General features: G+C 57.5%; 25 protein-coding genes. 21 read left to right on the top strand and 4 right to left on the bottom strand.

Annotated elements, in window-relative coordinates:
• From QM579_RS02335 to QM579_RS02325, 3 genes are all read right to left on the bottom strand, one after another.
• The coding region (locus QM579_RS02335) for a NirD/YgiW/YdeI family stress tolerance protein (RefSeq protein ID WP_414997621.1) at positions 1-293 on the bottom strand (293 nt) is incomplete at its 3' end.
• Between the two features lie 52 nt (positions 294-345).
• On the bottom strand, positions 346-726 hold the full coding sequence (locus QM579_RS02330; RefSeq protein ID WP_414997620.1) for a NirD/YgiW/YdeI family stress tolerance protein: 381 nt from the start codon (positions 724-726) through the stop codon (positions 346-348).
• A 593-nt stretch (positions 727-1,319) separates the two neighbouring features.
• Complete coding sequence (locus tag QM579_RS02325; protein WP_414997619.1) at positions 1,320-1,748, bottom strand: NirD/YgiW/YdeI family stress tolerance protein; 429 nt, start codon at positions 1,746-1,748, stop codon at positions 1,320-1,322.
• A gap of 206 nt (positions 1,749-1,954) precedes the next feature.
• Between QM579_RS02325 and QM579_RS02320 the strand changes: the two genes are divergently transcribed.
• Positions 1,955-2,224 (top strand): hypothetical protein, encoded by a 270-nt coding sequence (locus QM579_RS02320; RefSeq protein ID WP_414997618.1) that lies wholly within the window; start codon positions 1,955-1,957, stop codon positions 2,222-2,224.
• Between the two features lie 292 nt (positions 2,225-2,516).
• Here the strand turns inward: QM579_RS02320 and QM579_RS02315 are convergent, their stop codons facing one another.
• Positions 2,517-3,194 (bottom strand): XRE family transcriptional regulator, encoded by a 678-nt coding sequence (locus QM579_RS02315; RefSeq protein WP_414997617.1) that lies wholly within the window; start codon positions 3,192-3,194, stop codon positions 2,517-2,519.
• Positions 3,195-3,502: 308 nt separating this feature from the next.
• Here QM579_RS02315 and QM579_RS02310 point away from each other — a divergent pair, with 308 nt between their 5' ends.
• From QM579_RS02310 to QM579_RS02215, 20 genes are all read left to right on the top strand, one after another.
• Complete coding sequence (locus QM579_RS02310; protein WP_414997616.1) at positions 3,503-3,778, top strand: hypothetical protein; 276 nt, start codon at positions 3,503-3,505, stop codon at positions 3,776-3,778.
• Complete coding sequence (locus QM579_RS02305) at positions 3,765-4,412, top strand: Mor transcription activator family protein (RefSeq protein ID WP_414997615.1); 648 nt, start codon at positions 3,765-3,767, stop codon at positions 4,410-4,412. The genes QM579_RS02310 and QM579_RS02305 overlap by 14 nt, the downstream gene beginning before the upstream one ends.
• Positions 4,413-4,654: 242 nt before the next feature.
• The gene (locus tag QM579_RS02300) at positions 4,655-5,338 is read left to right on the top strand and encodes a glycoside hydrolase family 108 protein (RefSeq protein ID WP_414997614.1); all 684 of its coding nucleotides are present in this window, start codon (positions 4,655-4,657) and stop codon (positions 5,336-5,338) included.
• Complete coding sequence (locus QM579_RS02295; RefSeq protein WP_414997613.1) at positions 5,338-5,649, top strand: hypothetical protein; 312 nt, start codon at positions 5,338-5,340, stop codon at positions 5,647-5,649. Before QM579_RS02300 ends, QM579_RS02295 begins: the two co-directional genes overlap by 1 nt.
• Positions 5,650-5,682: 33 nt before the next feature.
• Complete coding sequence (locus tag QM579_RS02290; RefSeq protein ID WP_414997612.1) at positions 5,683-6,102, top strand: hypothetical protein; 420 nt, start codon at positions 5,683-5,685, stop codon at positions 6,100-6,102.
• Positions 6,102-6,386 (top strand): hypothetical protein, encoded by a 285-nt coding sequence (locus QM579_RS02285; RefSeq protein ID WP_414997611.1) that lies wholly within the window; start codon positions 6,102-6,104, stop codon positions 6,384-6,386. Before QM579_RS02290 ends, QM579_RS02285 begins: the two co-directional genes overlap by 1 nt.
• Positions 6,387-6,592: 206 nt before the next feature.
• A complete protein-coding gene (locus QM579_RS02280) occupies positions 6,593-7,933 on the top strand; it encodes a hypothetical protein (protein WP_414997610.1) in 1,341 nt (446 codons plus the stop codon).
• Complete coding sequence (locus tag QM579_RS02275) at positions 7,933-8,472, top strand: hypothetical protein (RefSeq protein ID WP_414997609.1); 540 nt, start codon at positions 7,933-7,935, stop codon at positions 8,470-8,472. Before QM579_RS02280 ends, QM579_RS02275 begins: the two co-directional genes overlap by 1 nt.
• Before the next feature lie 78 nt (positions 8,473-8,550).
• Entirely contained in the window at positions 8,551-8,763 is a 213-nt protein-coding gene (locus tag QM579_RS02270; protein WP_414997608.1) for a hypothetical protein, read from the top strand.
• A gap of 29 nt (positions 8,764-8,792) precedes the next feature.
• A complete protein-coding gene (locus tag QM579_RS02265; RefSeq protein WP_414997607.1) occupies positions 8,793-10,643 on the top strand; it encodes a portal protein in 1,851 nt (616 codons plus the stop codon).
• Entirely contained in the window at positions 10,643-10,987 is a 345-nt protein-coding gene (locus tag QM579_RS02260) for a hypothetical protein (protein WP_414997606.1), read from the top strand. The genes QM579_RS02265 and QM579_RS02260 overlap by 1 nt, the downstream gene beginning before the upstream one ends.
• Positions 10,977-11,618, top strand: coding sequence for a hypothetical protein (locus QM579_RS02255; protein ID WP_414997605.1), 642 nt, complete (start codon positions 10,977-10,979; stop codon positions 11,616-11,618). The genes QM579_RS02260 and QM579_RS02255 overlap by 11 nt, the downstream gene beginning before the upstream one ends.
• 227 nt (positions 11,619-11,845) lie before the next feature.
• Positions 11,846-12,835 carry a major capsid protein gene (locus tag QM579_RS02250; protein ID WP_414997604.1) on the top strand — a complete coding sequence of 330 codons (990 nt, stop codon included), beginning with the start codon at positions 11,846-11,848 and terminating at the stop codon, positions 12,833-12,835.
• 421 nt (positions 12,836-13,256) lie between these two features.
• On the top strand, positions 13,257-13,700 hold the full coding sequence (locus tag QM579_RS02245; protein ID WP_414997603.1) for a hypothetical protein: 444 nt from the start codon (positions 13,257-13,259) through the stop codon (positions 13,698-13,700).
• Positions 13,701-13,895: 195 nt separating this feature from the next.
• Positions 13,896-14,606: a hypothetical protein gene (locus QM579_RS02240; protein ID WP_414997602.1), complete on the top strand. Its 711-nt coding sequence runs from the start codon at positions 13,896-13,898 to the stop codon at positions 14,604-14,606.
• A gap of 187 nt (positions 14,607-14,793) precedes the next feature.
• A complete protein-coding gene (locus tag QM579_RS02235) occupies positions 14,794-16,182 on the top strand; it encodes a hypothetical protein (RefSeq protein WP_414997601.1) in 1,389 nt (462 codons plus the stop codon).
• Between the two features lie 8 nt (positions 16,183-16,190).
• Positions 16,191-16,709: a tail fiber assembly protein gene (locus tag QM579_RS02230; RefSeq protein WP_414997600.1), complete on the top strand. Its 519-nt coding sequence runs from the start codon at positions 16,191-16,193 to the stop codon at positions 16,707-16,709.
• Between the two features lie 11 nt (positions 16,710-16,720).
• On the top strand, positions 16,721-18,802 hold the full coding sequence (locus QM579_RS02225) for a hypothetical protein (RefSeq protein ID WP_414997599.1): 2,082 nt from the start codon (positions 16,721-16,723) through the stop codon (positions 18,800-18,802).
• A gap of 404 nt (positions 18,803-19,206) precedes the next feature.
• Positions 19,207-19,665 carry a GNAT family N-acetyltransferase gene (locus QM579_RS02220; protein WP_414997598.1) on the top strand — a complete coding sequence of 153 codons (459 nt, stop codon included), beginning with the start codon at positions 19,207-19,209 and terminating at the stop codon, positions 19,663-19,665.
• Positions 19,665-20,240 (top strand): hypothetical protein, encoded by a 576-nt coding sequence (locus QM579_RS02215; RefSeq protein WP_414997597.1) that lies wholly within the window; start codon positions 19,665-19,667, stop codon positions 20,238-20,240. The genes QM579_RS02220 and QM579_RS02215 overlap by 1 nt, the downstream gene beginning before the upstream one ends.
• Positions 20,241-20,353: the final 113 nt, after the last annotated feature.

Here is a 20,353-nt window from a genome sequence, read left to right as displayed (position 1 = left end):
TTGTCGCGCGGCGTCACTGTGAGATGCCCGAACACTTCGTTCTTGATTTCCACCACCACTCTGCCGCTGTGATCTTCAAACAGATAACGGTTTTTGCGGCGAGGCAGCTTTTCAAGGATGTGCCCTTCCAGTACGCAAGGAGCATCGTCCTGCGCGCCCAGCACATCTGCGGCGCGGGTAACGGTTGACGCCACGCCCGGCCCTTCAAAGCCCGCAGCCGACGCGCGCACGTCAGGAAAAAATCCTCCGGCAAGACCGAGGGTCAGAACCAGCAGCACTGCCAATACACGCATACGCATTCTCCACTCTGGCGCGACCGGGCGCATGCCCGGCCACGCCCCGCAGTCAGTTCAGAATTTCCAGAACCTTGACGTCAACCTTGGCGGATTCCAGCATATCCTTGTCTATCTTGCCGGAAAGCTTCACCGTATTTTCCGGGGTAACGGTGCGGCCCACAAAGACTTTTTTATCTATATCCACCACGATTTCACCCGTGGCGTCCTTGAAAAGATATTTGTCGTCGCTGCCAGCCTTGCGGCCAGTGATGTTACCGGTGAGCAGTACCGGAGTATCGTCCTTGCTGTCCAGCGCCTGTTTGACAGTGGTGACCTCAACCCCCACCGTGGGGCCCTTGAAGCCGCCCTCGGAGGCGCCTGGCCCATGAAAGGCCGCCTGGGCAGGCATGGCCAGAAGGGCCAGCAACAGCAGTGAAAGTGCTATACGCATGATGTTCTCCTGTATATTTTGCTTCCGCCTTTCTGAATATTTTCAGCCCAAAGGCCTGACGGCGGTAGCTGTTCATGTAGTTTACGGCGAAAGAGCATTTTACCCTTGAAAAAATTCAGATGCTCTAACGCGGCACTAGAGTGCAGTGCGCCGCAACGCGGCGTGGATTCAGCCAAAATTGCATCTTTCGTCTGAATAATAACTTTCAAATGTACAACACTTCAAAGTTAATCTGCTCTAGATGCAGGCGCGGCCCGTTGTGCCAACACCTGCTGCATATGCTATGTTGCGGCAGCAATGGCCTGCAACGCGCGATGGCAGCTGTGTGGCCAGGTAATTCACCGGGCAGGCCTGGCGCTGATTATCGCCTCAGCGGTCCGAGTTTGCCGGGGAACCCCGGCAAACCACCGTGCCTGATCAGTCATTCAGCGCGTTTTTTTGAAGACGTGTATGGGCAGAATTTTAATGCCTGGCGGCTCTGAAACCATCACGGCAACCACATATGCTGTGGATTTTATCTTTGTATGCCCTGCGGTTTATGGCGGACCGCAGGGCAGGAGGCATCCCGCACGCCACGGGACAGATATATCAAACTACTTCACAAGGTGCAGAGCCCTGACGCCCATAACAGGAGCCTTGCCTTGCTTGACCTTGATTTTGCCCATAAGACGCACCTTCATATCAGGGGTCAGTTCCATACCTTTGAGGGTTTTTGTGCCAATAACCACGGTCATGCGGCCAGTGCCGTCATCCACAACGTAGTGGTTCTTTTTGCCGTCGACCTTTTCCACAATATTGCCCACAATCATAACGGGGCTTTTATCAGGAGCCTTCAGAGCCTTGGCAACGGTATCCACCTCATGAAGATTTGTCATCCCCTGCCCCTTTTCGTGCTGGGGCTTGGCCTTATGCGGCGCGGGAGCGGCGATGCTCTGGGATTCTCCAGCGGGAGCGGCCTTTTCTGCGGCATGAGCGGGAATAGCCAGAGCAGCAGCCATAATCAAAACGAGAAGATAACGCATGATTCCTCCAGAAATTTTATTTAATAAGCGCTGGGGCGCGTAACGCGCCTCGCAAAAAGAATCTGCGCTTCGGAGCGTCAGCAAAGCGTTAAGAAGAAAAAATTCCTGTCCTGAGCGGATATCCGGCCATAAAAGCCCCACTGCAACCTGCGGCATACAAGGCATTGCAAACACGTCTCTTCTTGTGAACGCGACCCAAAGCTGCTATGATTGACGACATGAAAGAGCTTGATCCGCACACGATCCGCCCCTGCCTGGCCTGTGGCGGCACTAATGTTCATTTGGAATCCCTGTTGCCGCCAGGAAGACGACAGGAAGTCTGGCGAGTGGTCTGCTCATGCGGACAGACTTCACAGCAGTGGTCGGTTTCGCAAGCTGCGGCCATCCGTGCCTGGAACCGTAATCTGGCCAATACCAACGAACAGGAAGCCAGCCCGGCGCCGGAGGCTCCCCCGAGGCCATCGCTCAAAAACTAGAGTATTCTGGCTTTGAGATGCTTTCATTTCAAAGCTGTCATTCTGCCGGAAAATATAGTTTTCGGCAGAATCCACATCGCGTTGCGGCGCGCTGCACTCTTGTGCAGCGTCAAGGCCATTAAGCTTTTTTAAAGTTAAGATACTCTGGGCAGTGCCGCCGCGAGATGAGTTCTCTTGTTACCGCAAGAAGAGCGAGCCTTTTATGCTGAGAGTGCATTGTTTACGATACTCTGCTGGGATAAAAGGAGAGTTCGATGCAAAAAACAACTGAAAAGACTCCCGTGCCCCCTGCCTAGTCCAGCTCCCGCCCAACCCACACAGCACGCCCAATAACGCGCACAAGATCCGCCAACTGCTCGCCAGTATCAGCTTCTATGGGTGCATAGTCCGGATTGAAACTGGTAAGAATAAGCCTGCCCGGCCTGGCGTTAACCACCTTAAGATACACCATATCTTCCACGCCCACAGCGTATATGCGCCCCGGCACAGGATCGCGCTGCCCTTGGTCTATAAGCACCACGTCATTATGCATGATCTGCGGCTGCATGCTGTCGCCGGAAACACGCAAAAGCACCATCTGCGAAGGATTGCCCTTGCGGTGCAAAAAATCCCAGCGAAAGGCATAGTGCCGCAGCACTTCCCCGCCAGTCTCAAAACTGCCCGTGCCAGCGGAAAGTCTGGCCTCCACCATAGGCACCATAACAAGCCTGGCTTCGCCTTCGCCCTGATTGCCGCTGTCTTCTGCCTCCTTGCCTGACAAAAGCCAGTCAAGGGAGCAATCCAACACTTCAGCCAGTCGCACCGCAAACTCGCCCTTGGGCATTTGCCCCTTTTCATACTGCTGAATGGTAGTAAGGCTTACCCCCACCCTGCTGGCCAGATCTTGCTTGTGCATACCAAGCTTTTCACGCTGCTGGCGCAGCCGCTGCGCAAAAGCTTTGGCCAAGCTCACCCTTGTTGTTGCTTTCATGACGCTTCCATCGGCAGAACTTACCGGTTTAAAACTTTTCTTTTAAATAAGACTTCTGAAAAGGGGTTTTATTCACCCGCTTTGACTATATTCGCCATTATTATTTTTTACAAGCTTTTCTTTTTAAAAACTCTTAAAAGCGCATCAAATAACTACGTTTTGATATGTGTATACCTAAAAATTCTATTGAAATACTTACGATTAAATCTTTTCCTTTAATAAAAAACTTTTCCCTTGATTCAAAAAATAAAACATTATAAATCCTCCAATACGCCCCGACACATCATATTTACTTCAGGGAGCATAGCATGTCCGAACTTCACAATACTATCGATAACTTAAGCGCTGTGCTGGATATCTTACAACATACTGCCCATCCAGACCAAAAACCTGTGCTCCGCCTGATGGGCGACCACCTGCGCCTTCTTGCGCGCTGCATTGACGACCCGGCTGTTAATCTGCCCCATATACCGTCCGCCGCATCGCCACAGAGCGCATGCCAGGCCACAACAGAATTTACAGGCATGCCTGCGCCTGCCGGAACCGCACAGAGCATTCAGGAGATTCGTCATGTGCGCCAATAGTTCCACACAGGCTGCCACCGGCCGCATACGTGCCGCCGCCCGTACGGTAGGCGCAACGCGCAGGCCCCTGCTTGCCGGAAAGCCGTGCTCGTCCGCAGACGGGCGGCACTCGTGGGGGCAGGCCCTACAAAAGGCGGAGCAGAAAAAGCGCTGGCAGCAATTGCTAGAGCATTTGCCTGAAAATATACGGCAACTCTGGCATGCGCTGGGCGGGCACGAAAAAGGCCGGATGGAAGATCTTTGGCGGTTGTTTGAGGCCTATGGAGGACAGACCATACGTGTGCCCGCAGCCATACCTGCCGAACGGCACCATCCCCTGCTACGCCGTTTGGGAAAACGCTGCGCAGGCAAACTGGTGGCAGCCTTCGGTGGAACCCCTGTTTACGTTCCACGCTGTACTTCCGTGCTCACGAAACTGCGCCAGCAAGAAATCATTGAAACCTTTTCCTGGCATACAGCGCGTGGTACCAGCAGTACAGCAGCCGTAGCCAGCCTGGCCCGCCGACACGGAATATCTGACCGTCAAGTATGGAAAATACTTAAAAAAACCACATCTGCTCCGTCGCAAGGCTACCTGCTACAAGAGCTCAGGGATATTGGCCCGCACAAAGAAAATCAGCTTAACTACCTGTAATACAATACAAAACATACAAACTACACAAGCAGAAAAACTTTTATGCCCGCGAAATAGCGGGCTTTTTTATTTCAATTTTCGCCTGTACGGGGCGTCACAACAGCGCTGCCCCCCGCCATACAAGCAAATAGCGGTGCTGAACCCGTTCAGTCTTACCGCAAGCGTTCTTTTTGGCATGTTGTACCCACGCCGCCAATGACGACGGCGCAACGCTTTCAGCAGCCAGCCCGGGAGACCATGCCATGACCGCATTTTTTCAAAAAGCTCACGACTTCACCGCCCGCTGGGAAGGCGGCCTTTCTGACCACCCCGCGGATCCCGGCGGCCTGACCAAATACGGCGTATCGCTGCGCTGGGTGCAGGATCTGGCTCGTCAGGCGCGTGAAGACTGCCTGCGCCAAGCCCGCAGCTGTGACGGCTGCACCGACGCGCGTACTCCCAAATGCGGCTATCACAGCCTTGATATGGATATGGACGGTGACGTGGACGGCGATGACATACGCGCCTGCACCAAGGCACAGGCCGCCGCCCTGTTCAAAAAACATTTCTGGGACAAGCTCGGTTGCTCTGGCCTTCCGCTGCCGCTGGCCGTGACCCTTTATGACGCGGCTGTGAATATGGGTCCGGCGCGGGCAGTGCGCCAGATGCAAAGGGCTATGAACACTGTGGGCGACGCGGAATTGGATGCCTACGCCGCCATTACTGAAGACGGCGTTATGGGCCCCCGCACGGCTCAACTGGCCGAAGCTCTGGAACAGAGCGGCAAGCACTGGTTTGCAGCGCGCCAGACTCTGCGCCTGCGCGACACGTTTTACCGCGACCTCGCCGCACGAAGGCCCTCGATGCAGGTTTTTCTTGTGGGCTGGCGCAACAGGGTCAAGGCCATGAACCAATACCTCGCGGAACTTGAAAGGGAGGACAGCTGATGTGGATGCTGCTTGGCAAACTGTTTGGCGGGCTTTCCGGATTGGCAGACAGAATCGTACCCGACCGCAATCGGCAGAATGAGGCCCAGAGCCGTATTAACGAAGCGGAAGTTTCAGGTGCCCCAGCCAGCCGCATGCGTTTGTGGCGTTCCTTTCTTGGCTGGGTGCTGGCCCTCTTGTTCTGTTGGGAAGTTGTGGGCCGGCTGGTCATTGTGCCGCTGTTCTTCGCCCAATGGGCCAAAAATCTGCCGCCATCGGCCCTGGATCAGGTGATGGCTCTGCTTCTGGGCATGCTGGGGCTGGGATTCTGACTGCAGTACCCTACAGCCTTTATGGAGATATGTATGACAATGGATATTTTTTCTTCATCCGGTGCATCACTGCTGGTGCTTGGCGTTCAGGGACTGTTTGCCTGGGCGCTCTGGAGCCTGCGCCGCGCCTTTGTGCGTCAGGACGATTACCTGCTGCATGTGCAGCGCGACGCCCGGCGTGATGCTGCCACCGGTCGCCGTCTCGGCGCTCTGGAAGAAACCCTGCGCCTTACGCCGGGCAATGCCGATCTGGCTGGGCTGCACAACGAACTTTCTACGCTGCGGGGTGAAATACAGGCGTTGAATGTTCGCATTTCCGGCCTGGACCGCCTTTTGGAGCGGCTGGAGCACGGATTGGAGCGGCAGGAAGACCGCCTGCACCTCATTCCGCCCGCTAGCCAGAGCGCTTTTTTGCGTAAATCCGGCATCGCCGCAAATGGTGAAAACCACTGATGCCAGCCGTGACACCACGCAACAGAAAGAGCAAAAAAAGCGCTCGCCTTCTGGACAGTCTGGAGCAACGCCTGGACCTGCTCACAAGCACTCTTGGCGAGGCCGAAGTTACCGGAAAAAGCATAGACATCGTCAAGGAAATAAAAGAGCTGCACGCCATTTTACGCTCGTTGCGTGAAGAAGATGCGCCCGAAGCGCCGCCAAAAATTATGGTGGTATGGGGCGGGCCCGCCAGCTCATCGTCCGGCAAAGGCACGCACCTGGAAAAGGGTGTGGCGTCCTGACGGGCAATCCCGCCGTCTGGCAGACAACCTTGCAGTTCAACTTGATGCGCTCTGGCGGATGCGCGAGCAGGCCCCGGAATTGAGCGCAAGCTATTTTATTCGCCATAGTAAGCGCAGCAGTTCGCAGTAAGGGGCGCGTTTAAAACCTTAACGATCCATATTTTCATGGGTAATTCGCTCAAGATCACGCAGGAGGCTTTACGCTTATGCCGCATGTCATTCCCTACAGCCCGCGCCCCCTGCAATGGCAGTTTCATGAGGAACGCAAGCGCTTTTGCGTACTGCTCTGCCACAGGCGCTTCGGCAAAACCGTGGCTGCGGTCAACGATCTCATCAGGCAGGCGCTTATTTCTGGCCGTGAAGACTGGCGGGCAGCGTATGCCGCGCCATTTCAGGGGCAGGCCAAGGCTGTGGCCTGGGATTACTGCAAGCGTTTTGCCGGGGCCATACCGGGTTCGCGTTTTCTGGAAAGCGAGCTTGTATGCATCCTGCCCACCGGGGGCCGCATACGCCTGCTGGGTACTGAAAACGCTCCGGCTCTGCGTGGTCTGTATCTTGATGATCTTGTGCTCGACGAACCAGCCGACATGCCGCGTCAGGTCTGGACACAGGTTTTCCGGCCCATGCTGGCTGACCGTCTGGGGCGGGCGTTGTTTTGCGGCACACCGCAAGGCACGGACAACCTGCTTTACGATGTCTGGCAGCAGGCCGGGGCCGACACTGAGGGATTATGGTCCCGCTTCCGGTTTCCGGCCTCGCAGACGGGATATCTGCCCCAAAGCGAACTGGCGGCGGCGCGGCTCAGTATGGATGAAGCCGAATATCAGCAGGAATTTGAATGCTCCTTTGCCGCCGCCGTGCGCGGTTCCTACTACGCACCTTTAATGGACACGGCAGACCGTGAGGGCCGTATCATCCCCCTCCCCCATACGCCGGAACTTCCCGTGCATACGGCCTGGGATCTGGGCATGGATGACGCCACGTCCATATGGTTTTTTCAGGTGGAGCCTTCGGGCCATTGGCGGTTTGTGGACTACTACGAAGCCTCGGGCGAAGGGCTTGCCCACTATGCTCATATTCTGGCCCAGAAAGCACGTCCTGCCGGGCAGCCTGCACTTGAGGGGGCATCAGAAGGCGGCATCACTGGCCGGGGTTTTACCTACGGCACGCATCTGGCCCCGCACGATATTCGTGTGCGGGAACTGGGCACGGGACAGAGCCGATGGGAAAGCGCGGCCCAGCTTGGCATTCGCTTTACCCTGGCCCCGGCACTGAGTCTGGCGGACGGCATTGACGCCGTGCGCCGCCGCCTGCCCCGCTGCTGGTTTGACGCCAGCTTTTGCGCCGCAGGCATCAAGGCCCTGCGAGCATACAGACGACAATGGAGGCCGGGGCAACAAACAGCTGGTTCCGGCCCCTTGCACGACTGGACCAGCCACGCGGCAGACGCCCTGCGCTATGCGGCCACGGGCTTTCGCCCTCCGCAGGACACACACGGCGGCCAACGCCGCGCCAAAACCCATTATGACGTCTTTGGAGGTTCCTGATGCTCTTTCACTATGCTCCTGCCGTCAGCCGGGCCGCGCGGGACGCCATTTTCCTGCGTATGCGGGCAGAAGGACTGCTGGGTTGCGCCATGAGCGCATTCAACGCGCCCACAATGGCTGACTGGCGGCGCATTACCTCTCCTCGCCGTGGGTTGCTGCTCTGCTGCTATGCTGCTGACAGTACTATTACTGACACCGGAGCCATGCTGAGTTGCGCCCTGTTTACGCCCCGTCGGGGCAAGGTGTGGGAATTCGACTGTACAACGTTCCGCGCTGCCTCGCGGCTGGCCGTTCCTATGGCTCACGGCGGTCTAACCTGGGCATTCGCCCATCTGGATTGCGCCGCCATCGTTGGTTTGTGCCCCGGGCCCAACCGTCACGCGTGGCATCTGGCCGAGGCCTGCGGTTTTCGCGTCATGGGCCGCTTGCCGCAAGCCTGCTGGCATGCGCGTAAACACCAGCATGTAGATGGCGTGATGGTGCTTTGCACGCCGCGTGATCTGGCTGAACGTCTCGATCCTGAACATACAAACGCTTGAAAGACATAGCAAACACAGGGTGTTGCGCCACACACGGTGCACCAATAAATCTTACACCAAACAACCACGGAGGCCGTTATGGGATTTGGAGGAGGCTACAGTTCCCCCAGTGTTCCTGAAGTAACACCCGTTCCCAAACAGGAGGTGCAAAAACCTGTTACCGAGGCAGCCACCGCAGCCCGGCAGGCTCAAAAAGACAAGGCCAGCAAGGCCGCTGGCATCGGTGCTTCGGTCTACACCAGCCCGCTCAACCGGGTGGACGGCGTGCGCAAAACCCTGCTGGGGCAATAGGTATGTTGCGTCCGTCACACAGCACAACAATGCCGCCGTCTCCGGCCGGGGACGCCAATGACCGCACAGGCAGCGCCCGGGAGTATCCGGCCATCCGTGCAGACGTGCCAGCTCTGGCCCGCAGGTATCAGGCGCTTATGCGCCGCCGCGCTCCCTGGGATACAGCGTGGCAGAGCCTTGCCGACCACTTTTTGCCCACACGCTGCCGTTTGCGCCAGCAAGGGCAGGAAGATCAGGAAGGCCCCATGCTCAACAGCGGCCTTGTGGATGCAACAGGCATACTTGCCATGCGTACGCTGGCTGCAGGACTTCAAGGGGGCCTGACCAGTCCGGCCCGGCCCTGGTTTCGGCTGGGGCTGGACGACGCGGATCTGGCCCGCAGCCGTCCCGGTCAGGCATGGCTGGACGAAGTGGCCGCACGCATGCGGGCCGTTTTTCACCGCTGTAACTTTTACAATGCCATGCATACGCTCTACGCGGAACTGGCGACCTTTGGCACGGCTTTTACCTTTGAATTGGCCGATCCGCAGCAGGGCTTTCGCTTCATGCCGCTCTGCGCTGGCGAGTATGTGCTGGATTGCGACGCCAGCCGCAAGGTGGACACGGTTTTTCGCCGCTCAAGCATGACCCTGCGCCAGATTGTGCAAACCTTTGGTCTGTCAGCCCTGCCGGAATCCCTGCGTGAGGCGGCCAGCCGCAATGCCGACGAACGGCGCAGCGTCATACAGGCCGTGTATCCCCGTATGGACTGCCAGACCGGCATGCTCGCGGCCATGCACATGCCCGTGGCCTCAGTCTATTGGCTGGAAGGACGCGACGGCGGCGAACACCCGCTACGGGAATCTGGCTTCAGGCATTTTCCCGGTTTTGGCCCGCGCTGGGATGTGGCTGGCAATGATGTTTACGGGCGCTCGCCTGCAATGGATGCCCTGCCCGACTGCCGCATGTTGCAGCAAATGGGCATCACCACGCTCAAGGCCATTCACAAGGCTGTGGACCCCCCCATGAGTGTTTCGGCGGGGCTGCGTTCCGTGGGGCTGGATCTCACCCCCGGCGGCATCAACTATGTGGACAACGCACCGGGGCAGAGCCCACAGGCAGCCACGCCGCTGCTTCAGGTAAACCCGGATCTGTCCACTGCCCGCCGGGCAATGGAATCTGTGCAGAACCAGATCAGGTCTGGCCTCTACAACGATCTTTTCAAACTCATTCTGGAGGGAAGAAGCGGCGTCACTGCAAGCGAAATAGCCGCCCGTGAAGAAGAAAAACTGGTGCTCATCGGCCCCGTGCTGGAACGCCTGCACGACGAACTCTTTATCCCGCTTATGGACCGTACCTTTGAATGCATGCGCGAGCTGGACATGCTGCCGCCCTGCCCGCCCGAACTGGCGGGACGCCGCCTCAAGGTGGAATTCGTTTCACTGCTGGCGCAGGCGCAAAAACTGGTGGGCGTAAGCGCTGCGGATCAGTATCTGGCCCTGACCCTCAGAGCTTCCACCGCCTGGCCCGAAGCTCTGGACACCCTCAACGTGGACCACTTGCTCGACAATTATGCCGACAGCCTTGGCCTGCCCGTAAGCCTCACCCGCTCCCCCGAAGAGCGCGAACAACTGCGTGCCGCCAGAGCAGAAGCTGCGCGTAATGCGGCTTTGACCGATACCCTGAAACAGGGGGCAGACCTTGTGCAGCAGCTGGCCCAAAGCCCCCTAACTGACCCGCAGGGCAGGCAAGGCAGCGTGCTTGACGGCCTGGTGAACCTGCTGGGCCGCATCACTGGGGCGGGCAGTGATGACACAGGCAGCCAGCAGGACAAAACCATTCCCTCTCCTGATCATGCCACAGATGAAATCCGGCATACCCAGCCGCAGGAGAACCCCTGATGGACATATTCGCGCCCTATGAACAGGCGCACAAACAGGAAGGAGAAGCACGTCAGCGTATGGAAGAGGCTGAGCGGCAATTGCGCGATGCCGTCAGCAGCCTCATGTCCCAACGTCAGGGGCGACTGTTTTTGCGCTGGCTCATCCACCACTGCCAGTGTTTCAGCGCCCAGAATCTTGCTGCCGGAAATTGCGGCCCGTCAGCCGCTCCTGACGCAGTGCGCCTCGGTTTTGCCGAAGGCCGCCGCTATGTGGGCATGACATTGCTGCATCTTGTGCAACGGTCTGACCCCGGCAACCTGTCACAACTGCTTCAGAACAGAGAGGACGAACATGACATCTGACACTTTCGGCACCGGGTTCAGTCAGGAAAGCCCTGCCCACAACGTAACCCCGGCGAGCACTACCACAGGAGCAATCTCCTATCTTGGTACTTCGGGCGGATACGGCAATTGGGCTAACTCTGGCGGCTCGCCCACCCGGGATGGTTCGAACGGTGCCACCAGCAGAGGCACCACGGGAGTTCAGGGCACTGTGGATGTACAAGGTGACGCAAGTACCTCGGCAACATCTGATCAAAATACCGGACAGGACGCGGAACAAGGCACAGGGCAGGAACTGCTGCACCGCCAGATCGAACAGCATATGCGCCAGCAGGAAGCCGCCCGTCACACGCAGTGGCAAAAGCAGATCAGCCAGTGGCGCGAAGAAGTGGCGCAAGACCCGCAGCTTGGCGGCACTCACATGGCTGCCAACGTAGCCCGCGCCCAGCTTGCTCTGGACCGTTTTGATCAGGGCAGGCACATAGGCCGCCTGTTGGAAGAAAGCGGTTATGGCAATCATCCTGAAGTGTTGCGCTTTTTCAACCGGGTAGCTGACGCCTTGATGGAAGACAGTCTGGTGCGCGGCGAACCGGGCAGCAGCATGCCGCCGCTCGAAGAGCGCATGTACGCTGGCTGGAGTTCACGCAAATAGTCTGATCTGCCCTGCCTGAAAACCTGTGCTCTTTTTGAATGACCCCGCCTGCGCCAACCCATTCCGGGCAGTTCAGAGCACTCGGCGGCCAGCAATCATCACAATCCTGCTTCGTGCAGAAATACCCTTGCTGAATACTCATCCTTTCAGCAGGCACTCCACTACTGTTTTCTGTCGCACAGCTTTTACCCTTATTGCACATCCACCTTTCTACATACGAGGCATTCATGTCCAACTCTGCAGGTCTTGTGGTTTCTCTGGCTGAAATGGAACAGTTTTACCGTGGCGACAAGGCTGGTCAGATCATCGAGCTGATGAACAAGACCAACGACATTATGGACGACGTTCTCTGGATGGAATCCAACCAGAGCGACGGACACCTCACCCGCATCCGTACAGGCCTGCCTGAAGTTTACTGGCGCAGGCTTTATCAGGGCACGCCGCCCTCCAAGTCTCAATGGGGGCAGGTCAAGGAAGGCTGCGGCATCCTTGAGGCCATTATGGAGCTGGATGTGGAAGAGCTGCGCCTCTACGGCAGCCGCGACAAGGCTTTTCGCATGAGCGAAGGCGTGGCCTTTGCCGAGGCCATGCGTCAGAAAGTGGCCGCCACCCTCTTTTACGGCAACAGCAACATCAACCCAGATGAGTTCAACGGCCTTTCCATGCGCTATCCAGCGCAGGACGCCAAAAACGTGCTGGACGCGGGCGGACGCGACGAAGGCGGCTGCACGTCGCTCTGGCTCATCTCCTGGGGCGCTCAGGCCGTGCACGGCATCTACCCCAAGAGCAGCACCGGAGGCCTTTCGCACGAAGATCTCAACACCTATATGGCTCAAGATCCCGATGGCCGCAAATATCAGGTGGTGGGCGACAAATACAACTGGCGCTGCGGTCTGGCCGTGCGCGACTGGCGCGCCGTTGTGCGCGTAGCCAACCTTCCCCTGGCGGCCCTTGGCAAGCGCAAGGGCCAGAGCGGGTTTATTGATCTGCAAAAACTGACCATTGAGGCCAAAAACCGCATGCCCCAGCACCTGCGCCAGAAGGCCGTGTGGTACGCCAATTCCGATGTGCTCACAGCTCTGGAACTGCAAAATTCTGACGCGGGCAACGTGCAGTTGCAGTACGGCGAATTCTTTGATTCCAAGGCGATTCCCGTGTTGCACGGCCGTCCTGTGCGTCAGTGCGATGCCGTGCTGGCCACCGAAAGCGTTGTTTAAAACAGGCCAGCTTTGAGAACATTCATCTTCAAAGGGTAATGCACGCCAACCTGGGCGCTTGCCAGCGCAAATAACTGACAGCCATCTTTGTGGCAGCTGTAGACGATGAAAAGCTGTACGGATGTCGACAGCACGGTTTGCGAAAAGACCTAGGGAAGCACTGATTAAGGAGCCTCCTGGAAACGCACAGTTATGTCGTTTGGCAAGGCGCGATCTTTTTTTTAAGCAGAAGTGGACTCTTCAGTCCTCGACTGTTTCAAAAAAAGTGAAGCAACGCAGCCAAACGGAATAACTCAGCGTTTTCCTAAACAAAATTCTTTCAGGGAAGGAGCCGCTGCCACTGCCGTGCCTGTTTGCTCAAATGTATGAAGACAGTGGCTTCTTCCCAATCAGACGAACCTCAACTGAACAAGGAACCTACATGGCCATTATTGACCGCAATTCCATTCTGTTTGAAGGCCCGCTTACCGCCAGTACCACGGGAACCGCCGTGGGCCTCAACGCGCTCAAGCTTCCGGGCCGTATGGAACCCATGCCCCTGCGTTTTTCCGTGACGCAGGCTTTCAAACCCGAAGAAGTACAGTCCCTGACCATCGGCCTTGAAGAGGCCGACACCGCCAGCGGCCCTTGGGCAGCCGTGGCCGGAGCTTCCGTCAGTGTGCCCAATACGGCTGAAAACCCTGCCTTGGCCGCAGGTGCTCGCCCCTACCATCGCTTTTTGCCTCAGGGGGTGCGCAAAAGCTGGCTGCGCCTGACGTTCACGCTCACCCCTGTGAGCGGCAAAAGCGTAACACAGGGCCGCATTTTTTCTGCCCTGCTGCGTGAGGAAGATTTGCCCTACGAAAAGGCGCTGATGGCCGGTTAGACCATTTCAGTTTTTTCAAAGCTAAACAGCTCTTGACTGGCGGCACATGCCGTAAATGCAGCCCTTTTTGTTTTTTGCACATGAAGAAACCACGGCTATGGGCACCATGCACAGCTTGCCTGACTGTTGCCTGTATCTTGTTGAACGATCCCTCTGAAATTCGCGCAGGGCTTACGGGCAGGCAAAGTCCTCCGTATGTCTGCCCGTACTGCACAAACAGCTCCTCATACCGCCACAATCCTGAACCCGCTTTCTGCCTCCGGCTGCCTTGGCCGCCGGAGGCTTTTTCATTTCATCAACACATATGGAGGCGTCATGACCATAAGCCAGATAGATATCTGGAACCGCGCTCTCGGTTTTCTGGGCGCACGCAGCGTGGCCTCTGAGCGTGAAAGTACGCCCGAAGTTCTGCAATGCCGCCTGTACTGGGATTCAGCCCGGCGTCAGGTGCTGCGGGATTTTCCGTGGAGCTTCGCCCAGCGCAGGGCGTGGCTGGCCTTGCAGGCACTGCCCCAAGGCTATGCGCCGGAGTACCGTTTTGCATACGCCCTGCCGGAAAATTGCCTCAAAGTGCATGAGGTACGGCACGAGGGCATTTCTGCCCGGCCTTTCTGCCTCGCGCTCAATGCGGCAGGCGACGGGTCCCTACTCTTGACCAATGCTTCGCGCGCCCTGCTTCTGTACACCGAAGACGTGCGCAACAGCCGCCTGTTTGACGACCTTTTCGCCCACATGTTGGCCCGCAAGCTGGCCGCTCTTGTTGCCGTGCCACTGCTCAAGGGCAACGGACAAAAAGCAACTGAACTGGAACAGCTCTACACCGTCAGCCTGCCCCCGGCGCGTGAGGCCGCAGCTTCGGAACGCAGTGAAAAACCGGCGGAGGATTCCTGGCTTGCCACACGTTAGGGAAGCACTGATTAAAGAGCCTCCTGGAAGCGCGCAGGTATTTCGTTTGGCAAGGCGCGATCTTTTTTTGAAGCAGAAGTGGACGCTTTTGTCCTCGACTGTTTCAAAAAAGTGAAGCAACGCAGCCAAACGGAATAAATCAGCGTTTCTTTAGAACTGATGCATCAAGAACAGTGAGGATACATTCATGACCATGCCATATAGTCCCAGCAGGGCCGTTTACGAAGGCAACGACGCGGCCACACGCTTTCCATTCAGCTTCAGAGTGTGGGACGCATCACAGCTTGTTGTCATGCTCACTTCCCCTGACGGCACGACCACCGAGGCCTCCGGATGGACGGCGGATATTGGCACGTCCGGCGGCGAAATTGTCTGCCTGCACGATGCCGCCCCCCTGCCCGCTGGCTGGAAGCTGGCCATCACCCGCGACATGCCGTTTACGCAGGAGGTAAATCTGGTCAGCGCCTCGCGCTTTGATCCCCAGGTTATTGAAGACGCGCTGGATCAGGCCGCGGCAGAGCGCCAACAAACGTTGGAAATGATGCGGCGCGCAGTCATTCTGCCAGCCACAAGCAACGAATCGCCGCAGGATGTTGTGCAGGACATATATGCCAGCCGGGATGCCACTGCGGCCTCTGCCATACTTTCAGAAAGCGCGGCTGAGGAGTCTGCAAGGCAAGCCAGCAGGGCTGAGACGGAAGCAGACAGGGCTGCATCAGAGGCGGACAGGGCCAGGGCTGAAGCCAACCGTTCCAAAGCTGAGGCTAGCCGGGCCGAAAACGCCGCCGGGGTAGCTGCGGATGACGCCCGCGCGGCTATTGCCAGCGAGCTTGCCCGTGCCGCGTCCGAGGCTGACAGAGCACGGGCAGAAGCAGACAGGGCGCAAAACCTGAGCAATATCGGCCCCGCCGCAGCTGATAAACTCGGCATGGTCAGGATTGGCAAAGGTATTGCCGTAACGGCTGATGGAGTCATTTCTGTCACGCCCGTAGACGTAGCCTCTTCCGAAAAGGCGGGCACTGTCAAACCGGGCCGGAGCATGGCAATTGGCGCTGACGGAACGCTGAACGTCTCATACTGGGATGCCTTTCCCCCCTTTGTCCCCATTCCTGTATGGGGCGTAACATTCGGGGGCAGTGACGGAAGGCGGGCCATTATGCCCGGCGAGACAGAGGCAAGAGAGGGCTGGATACTGTGTGATGGGGGCGAAGATGGCAATGGGGGCACAATGCCGAACCTCGATGGCCGTGTTCTACTGGGCAAGAGCCTGCTCACTAAGGAAGGTCAGACTGGTGGTTCCGCAACACATTCACATACAGTGACCGCCTCCGTGAACGCTACAACAATTACTGTTGCCCAGATGCCAAGCCACGGACACGGCTACACAGCGCCAAGTTCTCCCGGTGGAGACCTTGGTGCCTATGATGATAGAACGGCAGTTGTAAGCATATACGGTTCAACTACTGGCGGCAACGGTGGCAGTGGCTCACATACACATGGAATTATAGCGTCTACAGCAACGGCAGACAGCTATATGCCGTACTGTGTTGGAATTTTTGTAATGAAGGTGCAGTAGGTAAAAATATGCATAAAGTCACAGTGATACCAGCAGATAAATTTATTGCAGTTGACGGTCAGCCCCTGAATTTTGACTTCCCTGCCCCGCCAGCTCTGCATGCCATCCAGTGGGATGGGCTGCAAGGCCATATGGAATGGGAAAACGATTACAACTGGCCGCTGTCAGCCTCCGACGCCACAGCCTATGCGGATGAAGTGGCTCCCTACGTAGCCCTGTGGCAGACAGAAAAAGAACGGTTGGAGAGAGAAGACGCCGCCCGTGCCGCCGAAGAGGCCACAGCCGAAGCTGCCCGCCTTGCCGAGTACAATGGCGTGGCCGCCAGAGCCTTGCGACTGCGTGAACAACGCGACAGCCGCCTTGCCGCCTCGGACAAATATCTGCTGGCAGACTACCCTGTCAGCCCGGAAGAGCTTGCGTGCATCAAGGCATACCGCCAGCTTTTGCGTGATCTGCCCGCTCAGGAGGGCGCACCCTTTGACGGCGGCGGCTCATCCACTCCCTGGCCTGCAATGCCGCAAATATAACAGGAGCACGCATGCGCACAGCCCTGCAAAACTTTACAGGCGGCGAAATCGCGCCCACCCTGTACGCGCGCTATGATCTGGCGCGGTACCGTAACTGCCTTTCCTGCATGGAAAACATGCTGCCCGGCCTGCACGGCGACGCGGCCCGGCGGCCCGGTACGCGCTTTGTGGCGGATCTGGATGGATATTCCGTGCTTATTCCTTTCAGCTTCAGTGCCCTGGCCAGGCAGAACTTCGTGCTGATTCTGGGCGATCACAGCCTGCGCATTGCCAGCGAACACGGGCTTGAGGACGTTTCTTCCATTGCGACTCCTTATGCGCCGGACGAATTGCTGGACATATCCTACGCTCAGGTGGGGGACATTGTGTATCTCGCCCACAGCAACCACCCCCTGCACAAGGTAATACGCCGGGACGGAGAGGCCAGCTCCGGTTCTGGCAATGCAGGCTCCACAAACGGGAATGCCGCGTACTCCTGGCATCTGGAGGCAGTGGCCCTCAACACATCCATAAAAGCTCCATCTGTGCCCACTGTATCGTTTTCCGGCACAGCGGGCAGCTATACCCTGCGCTACAAGGTGGCGGCTGTGGATGCCAACGGGCGCGAATCCCTTGCTTCGCCTGCCGGGCAATGCACCACGGGGCGTCACCCTTCCGACTGGGTGCAGGGCAACAGCGCCGCCATATCCTGGCCTGCTGTCACAGGCGCGGTGGAATACAACATTTACCGTGAAGAAGCGGGCTATTTTGGTTTTATCGGCGTTTCCACAGGCCTGACCTTCAGCGATCAGAACTATCAGGCCGATACCGCCGACACACCGAAAGAAGACTGGAACCCTTTTGCTGACGGCAACTATCCGGGCGTGGTGACTTTTCATCAGCAGCGCATGGTGCTGGCAGCCACACCCAAAAATCCGCAGGCTTTCTACATGTCGCGGGTGGGAGACTTTGAAAATTTTCGTAAATCCCGTCCCTTGCAGAATGATGACCCTGTGGAATACCTCATTGCCTCTGGTTCCATAGACGCCGTTACCTGGGCGGCCAGTTTTGGTGATCTGCTCATTGGCACGTCCGGCAGCGAATACAAGGCTACGGGAGGCGACGGCACAGCCATCACCCCGGGCAACATCAGCATCACGGCGCAAAGCTACTGGGGCAGCGCGGGCCTTGCGCCCATAATCATCGGCAACTCCATTCTGCATGTGCAACGGCACGGCTCACGCGTGCGCGACCTTTTCTATTCGCTGGAAAAAGACGGCTACGCGGGCAATGACCTTTCCATTATGGCCCCGCACCTTTTTGAAGGGCATACCATCTTGCAATGGGCCTATCAGCAGACGCCCGGCTCCACAATCTGGTGCCTGCGCGACGACGGCCTGCTGCTGGCCTTCACCTATATGAAGGAGCACGACATCTGGGGCTGGTCGCGACAGATCACAGCCGGACGGGTGCTCTCCATAGCCGCTGTTTCCGGTGAAAATGGCGATGCTCTTATGCTGGTGGTAGAACGCCAGATAAACGGGCAGGACCGTATTTTTCTGGAACGCCTTGCTCCTCAGTGGCAGGATCATGAACCCATTGAAGAAGCTTTTTTTGTAGACTGCGGCCTGACCTTGCGCCCCGAGCAACCTGCAACCCGGCTAAGCGGGTTGGATCACCTTGAAGGATGTGAACTGGCCGTACTGGCAGACGGCAGCCCGGTGGAAGGCTGCGTTGTGCGCGAGGGCTGCATTGAGCTACCCTATGCAGCCAGTGTGGCGCAGGTTGGCCTGCCCTTTGCTTCGGCTCTGGCGTCCCTGCCCATTGAGATGGACGGTCCTTCCGGCACAACCCTTGGCCGCCAGCGTGCCCACGGTATGTGTACAGCCCGGCTGTACCGCAGTGTTGGCGGCAAATACGGCCCCAGCAGGCAGGAACTCTACGATCTGCCTTTTTTGCCGGAGTATTGGGGGCAGGCAATTTTGCCCTATTCCGGCGACGTATCCTTTACCCCCGGCGGCACCTGGACGGAGTCAGACAATTTGTGGCTGGTTCAGGACAGGCCCCTGCCCTTTCGGCTGCTTTCTCTGGTGCTGGAAGTAAGCTTTTCCTGAAGCCGCTGCCCGCTGTGCCCCAGCTGATCAAAACATTTCAAAGAGAAATGCTTTGTGGGTGAGGGACCCTTTTGCAAAAAATCTCCTTCCCCATTCCCTGAAATATTTATTTTTATTCAGCCTGTTACAGGGAATATCCCGATCTGGAGCGAAATTCCCGGAAGCAGATCCTCCCAGGCATCACCCTGCCGCAGAATTACTCTGCTTTGATCAGCCTGTTACAACGTCTTCCTGGGTGCTGTTTCCAAATAAATGATATTGACCCAAGAGCAAGGAAAAAGGCCTTTTTTACGAAAGGAGTGTACTTTTATGGTACATGACTGGAGTAAAAAATGGCCTTTTGACGCAGCCAATTGGGCAAAAGAATTATTTAGAGACAGTACCTAGAGCAAAAAGGAGAACCCATGCTGGCTTTTGCCACAGAATCTTTTACAAAGCTGGAATCTGAAGCCCGGCTTCTCACCACGGCGCACTGGCAGGAGGTAGAAGCCCCCCTGCACAAAAATACAAATTTTGGGTTGGACGCAAAGAGGTACGCCTGCCTTGAAAATCTGGGCATGCTGCACGTCAGCGCGGCACGCACGCACGATGGCGCTCTGGCGGGCTATGCGGCCTTTACCCTTGTTTCCTGCCCGCATCGGCAAGGAATGCTTTTGGCGGCACTGGACGGGCTGTATCTGTCCCCGCGAGCTCGTGGCGGCTTCACTGCCCTTAATCTGCTGCGTCATGCCGAGGCGGAACTCAGGCAGCGCGGCGCTGGTCTTGTGCAATACAGTTCGCCCGCCTCACGGCCCTGCGACTCTCTGTACCGCCGCCTTGGCGCACGCCATACCGAAACCATCTGGCACAAGGAGCTTTGCTGATGGCCATTGCAACCAGTACTGCCGCTGCCATTAGTGCCGCCGTGGCTTTGGCCGGAGCCGCCGTAGGCACGGTCAGCTCTATTCAACAGGCTGAAAGCCGCCGCCAGCAGACCGAATACCAGTCCAAACTGGCTGAACGCAGTTCGCAGCAGGCCGAACAAAGCGCCACTCTGGCAGATGAGGCCGCCCGGCAGGAAAAACAGGCGGGTTATGAAGCCGCGGTAAAAAAACGTCAGGAAGCCGCGCGCATCATTGGCGGGCAAAGAGCGCAGGCGTCAACATCAGGCGCGCAAGTGGGGGCCGGAAGCCAGCTGGATCTGAACCTTGATACTGCGGAAAAAGGCGAACTGGACGCCCTGGCTCAGGAACAGCAAGGCAATGCCGCCTCATACAACCAGCAGATGCGCGCCTGGAACCTGCGCAATCAGTCCACAGGGGCAGCTTTGAATGCTGAAAATCTTAACAGTCACGCGCAAACCGACTATCTGGGTCTGACAACCACCCTGCTCAACGGTGCCAGCCGCGTGGGGCGTAATTTTTACACCCTTGGCACGCGTGGCCCACTGCTGCCCTGATCGTATACCTGTTGTGGTGCTGCCTCGAAGTGTGCGCCACCTAGCTCTACAGCAGATGTAGTTTGAACGGCTTTGTGGGGGAGGGGCCCTTTTAAAAAAGGGTCCCTCCCCCA

Source organism: Desulfovibrio sp., from assembly GCF_047607245.1.
In the GTDB taxonomy this organism is placed as follows: Bacteria; Desulfobacterota; Desulfovibrionia; order Desulfovibrionales; family Desulfovibrionaceae; genus Desulfovibrio.
Note: the sequence above shows the minus strand (reverse complement) of the source record. Positions and strands in the feature narration are given on the sequence as shown.

Bases quoted from the DNA above. Each gene is read 5' to 3' on its own strand.
- QM579_RS02330 (WP_414997620.1), bottom strand. From the start codon at position 726: ATGCGTATAGCACTTTCACTGCTGTTGCTGGCCCTTCTGGCCATGCCT.
- QM579_RS02325 (WP_414997619.1), bottom strand. From the start codon at position 1,748: ATGCGTTATCTTCTCGTTTTGATTATGGCTGCTGCTCTGGCTATTCCC.
- QM579_RS02320 (WP_414997618.1), top strand. From the start codon at position 1,955: ATGATTGACGACATGAAAGAGCTTGATCCGCACACGATCCGCCCCTGC.
- QM579_RS02315 (WP_414997617.1), bottom strand. From the start codon at position 3,194: ATGAAAGCAACAACAAGGGTGAGCTTGGCCAAAGCTTTTGCGCAGCGG.
- QM579_RS02310 (WP_414997616.1), top strand. From the start codon at position 3,503: ATGTCCGAACTTCACAATACTATCGATAACTTAAGCGCTGTGCTGGAT.
- QM579_RS02305 (WP_414997615.1), top strand. From the start codon at position 3,765: ATGTGCGCCAATAGTTCCACACAGGCTGCCACCGGCCGCATACGTGCC.
- QM579_RS02300 (WP_414997614.1), top strand. From the start codon at position 4,655: ATGACCGCATTTTTTCAAAAAGCTCACGACTTCACCGCCCGCTGGGAA.
- QM579_RS02295 (WP_414997613.1), top strand. From the start codon at position 5,338: ATGTGGATGCTGCTTGGCAAACTGTTTGGCGGGCTTTCCGGATTGGCA.
- QM579_RS02290 (WP_414997612.1), top strand. From the start codon at position 5,683: ATGACAATGGATATTTTTTCTTCATCCGGTGCATCACTGCTGGTGCTT.
- QM579_RS02285 (WP_414997611.1), top strand. From the start codon at position 6,102: ATGCCAGCCGTGACACCACGCAACAGAAAGAGCAAAAAAAGCGCTCGC.
- QM579_RS02280 (WP_414997610.1), top strand. From the start codon at position 6,593: ATGCCGCATGTCATTCCCTACAGCCCGCGCCCCCTGCAATGGCAGTTT.
- QM579_RS02275 (WP_414997609.1), top strand. From the start codon at position 7,933: ATGCTCTTTCACTATGCTCCTGCCGTCAGCCGGGCCGCGCGGGACGCC.
- QM579_RS02270 (WP_414997608.1), top strand. From the start codon at position 8,551: ATGGGATTTGGAGGAGGCTACAGTTCCCCCAGTGTTCCTGAAGTAACA.
- QM579_RS02265 (WP_414997607.1), top strand. From the start codon at position 8,793: ATGCCGCCGTCTCCGGCCGGGGACGCCAATGACCGCACAGGCAGCGCC.
- QM579_RS02260 (WP_414997606.1), top strand. From the start codon at position 10,643: ATGGACATATTCGCGCCCTATGAACAGGCGCACAAACAGGAAGGAGAA.
- QM579_RS02255 (WP_414997605.1), top strand. From the start codon at position 10,977: ATGACATCTGACACTTTCGGCACCGGGTTCAGTCAGGAAAGCCCTGCC.
- QM579_RS02250 (WP_414997604.1), top strand. From the start codon at position 11,846: ATGTCCAACTCTGCAGGTCTTGTGGTTTCTCTGGCTGAAATGGAACAG.
- QM579_RS02245 (WP_414997603.1), top strand. From the start codon at position 13,257: ATGGCCATTATTGACCGCAATTCCATTCTGTTTGAAGGCCCGCTTACC.
- QM579_RS02240 (WP_414997602.1), top strand. From the start codon at position 13,896: ATGTCTGCCCGTACTGCACAAACAGCTCCTCATACCGCCACAATCCTG.
- QM579_RS02235 (WP_414997601.1), top strand. From the start codon at position 14,794: ATGACCATGCCATATAGTCCCAGCAGGGCCGTTTACGAAGGCAACGAC.
- QM579_RS02230 (WP_414997600.1), top strand. From the start codon at position 16,191: ATGCATAAAGTCACAGTGATACCAGCAGATAAATTTATTGCAGTTGAC.
- QM579_RS02225 (WP_414997599.1), top strand. From the start codon at position 16,721: ATGCGCACAGCCCTGCAAAACTTTACAGGCGGCGAAATCGCGCCCACC.
- QM579_RS02220 (WP_414997598.1), top strand. From the start codon at position 19,207: ATGCTGGCTTTTGCCACAGAATCTTTTACAAAGCTGGAATCTGAAGCC.
- QM579_RS02215 (WP_414997597.1), top strand. From the start codon at position 19,665: ATGGCCATTGCAACCAGTACTGCCGCTGCCATTAGTGCCGCCGTGGCT.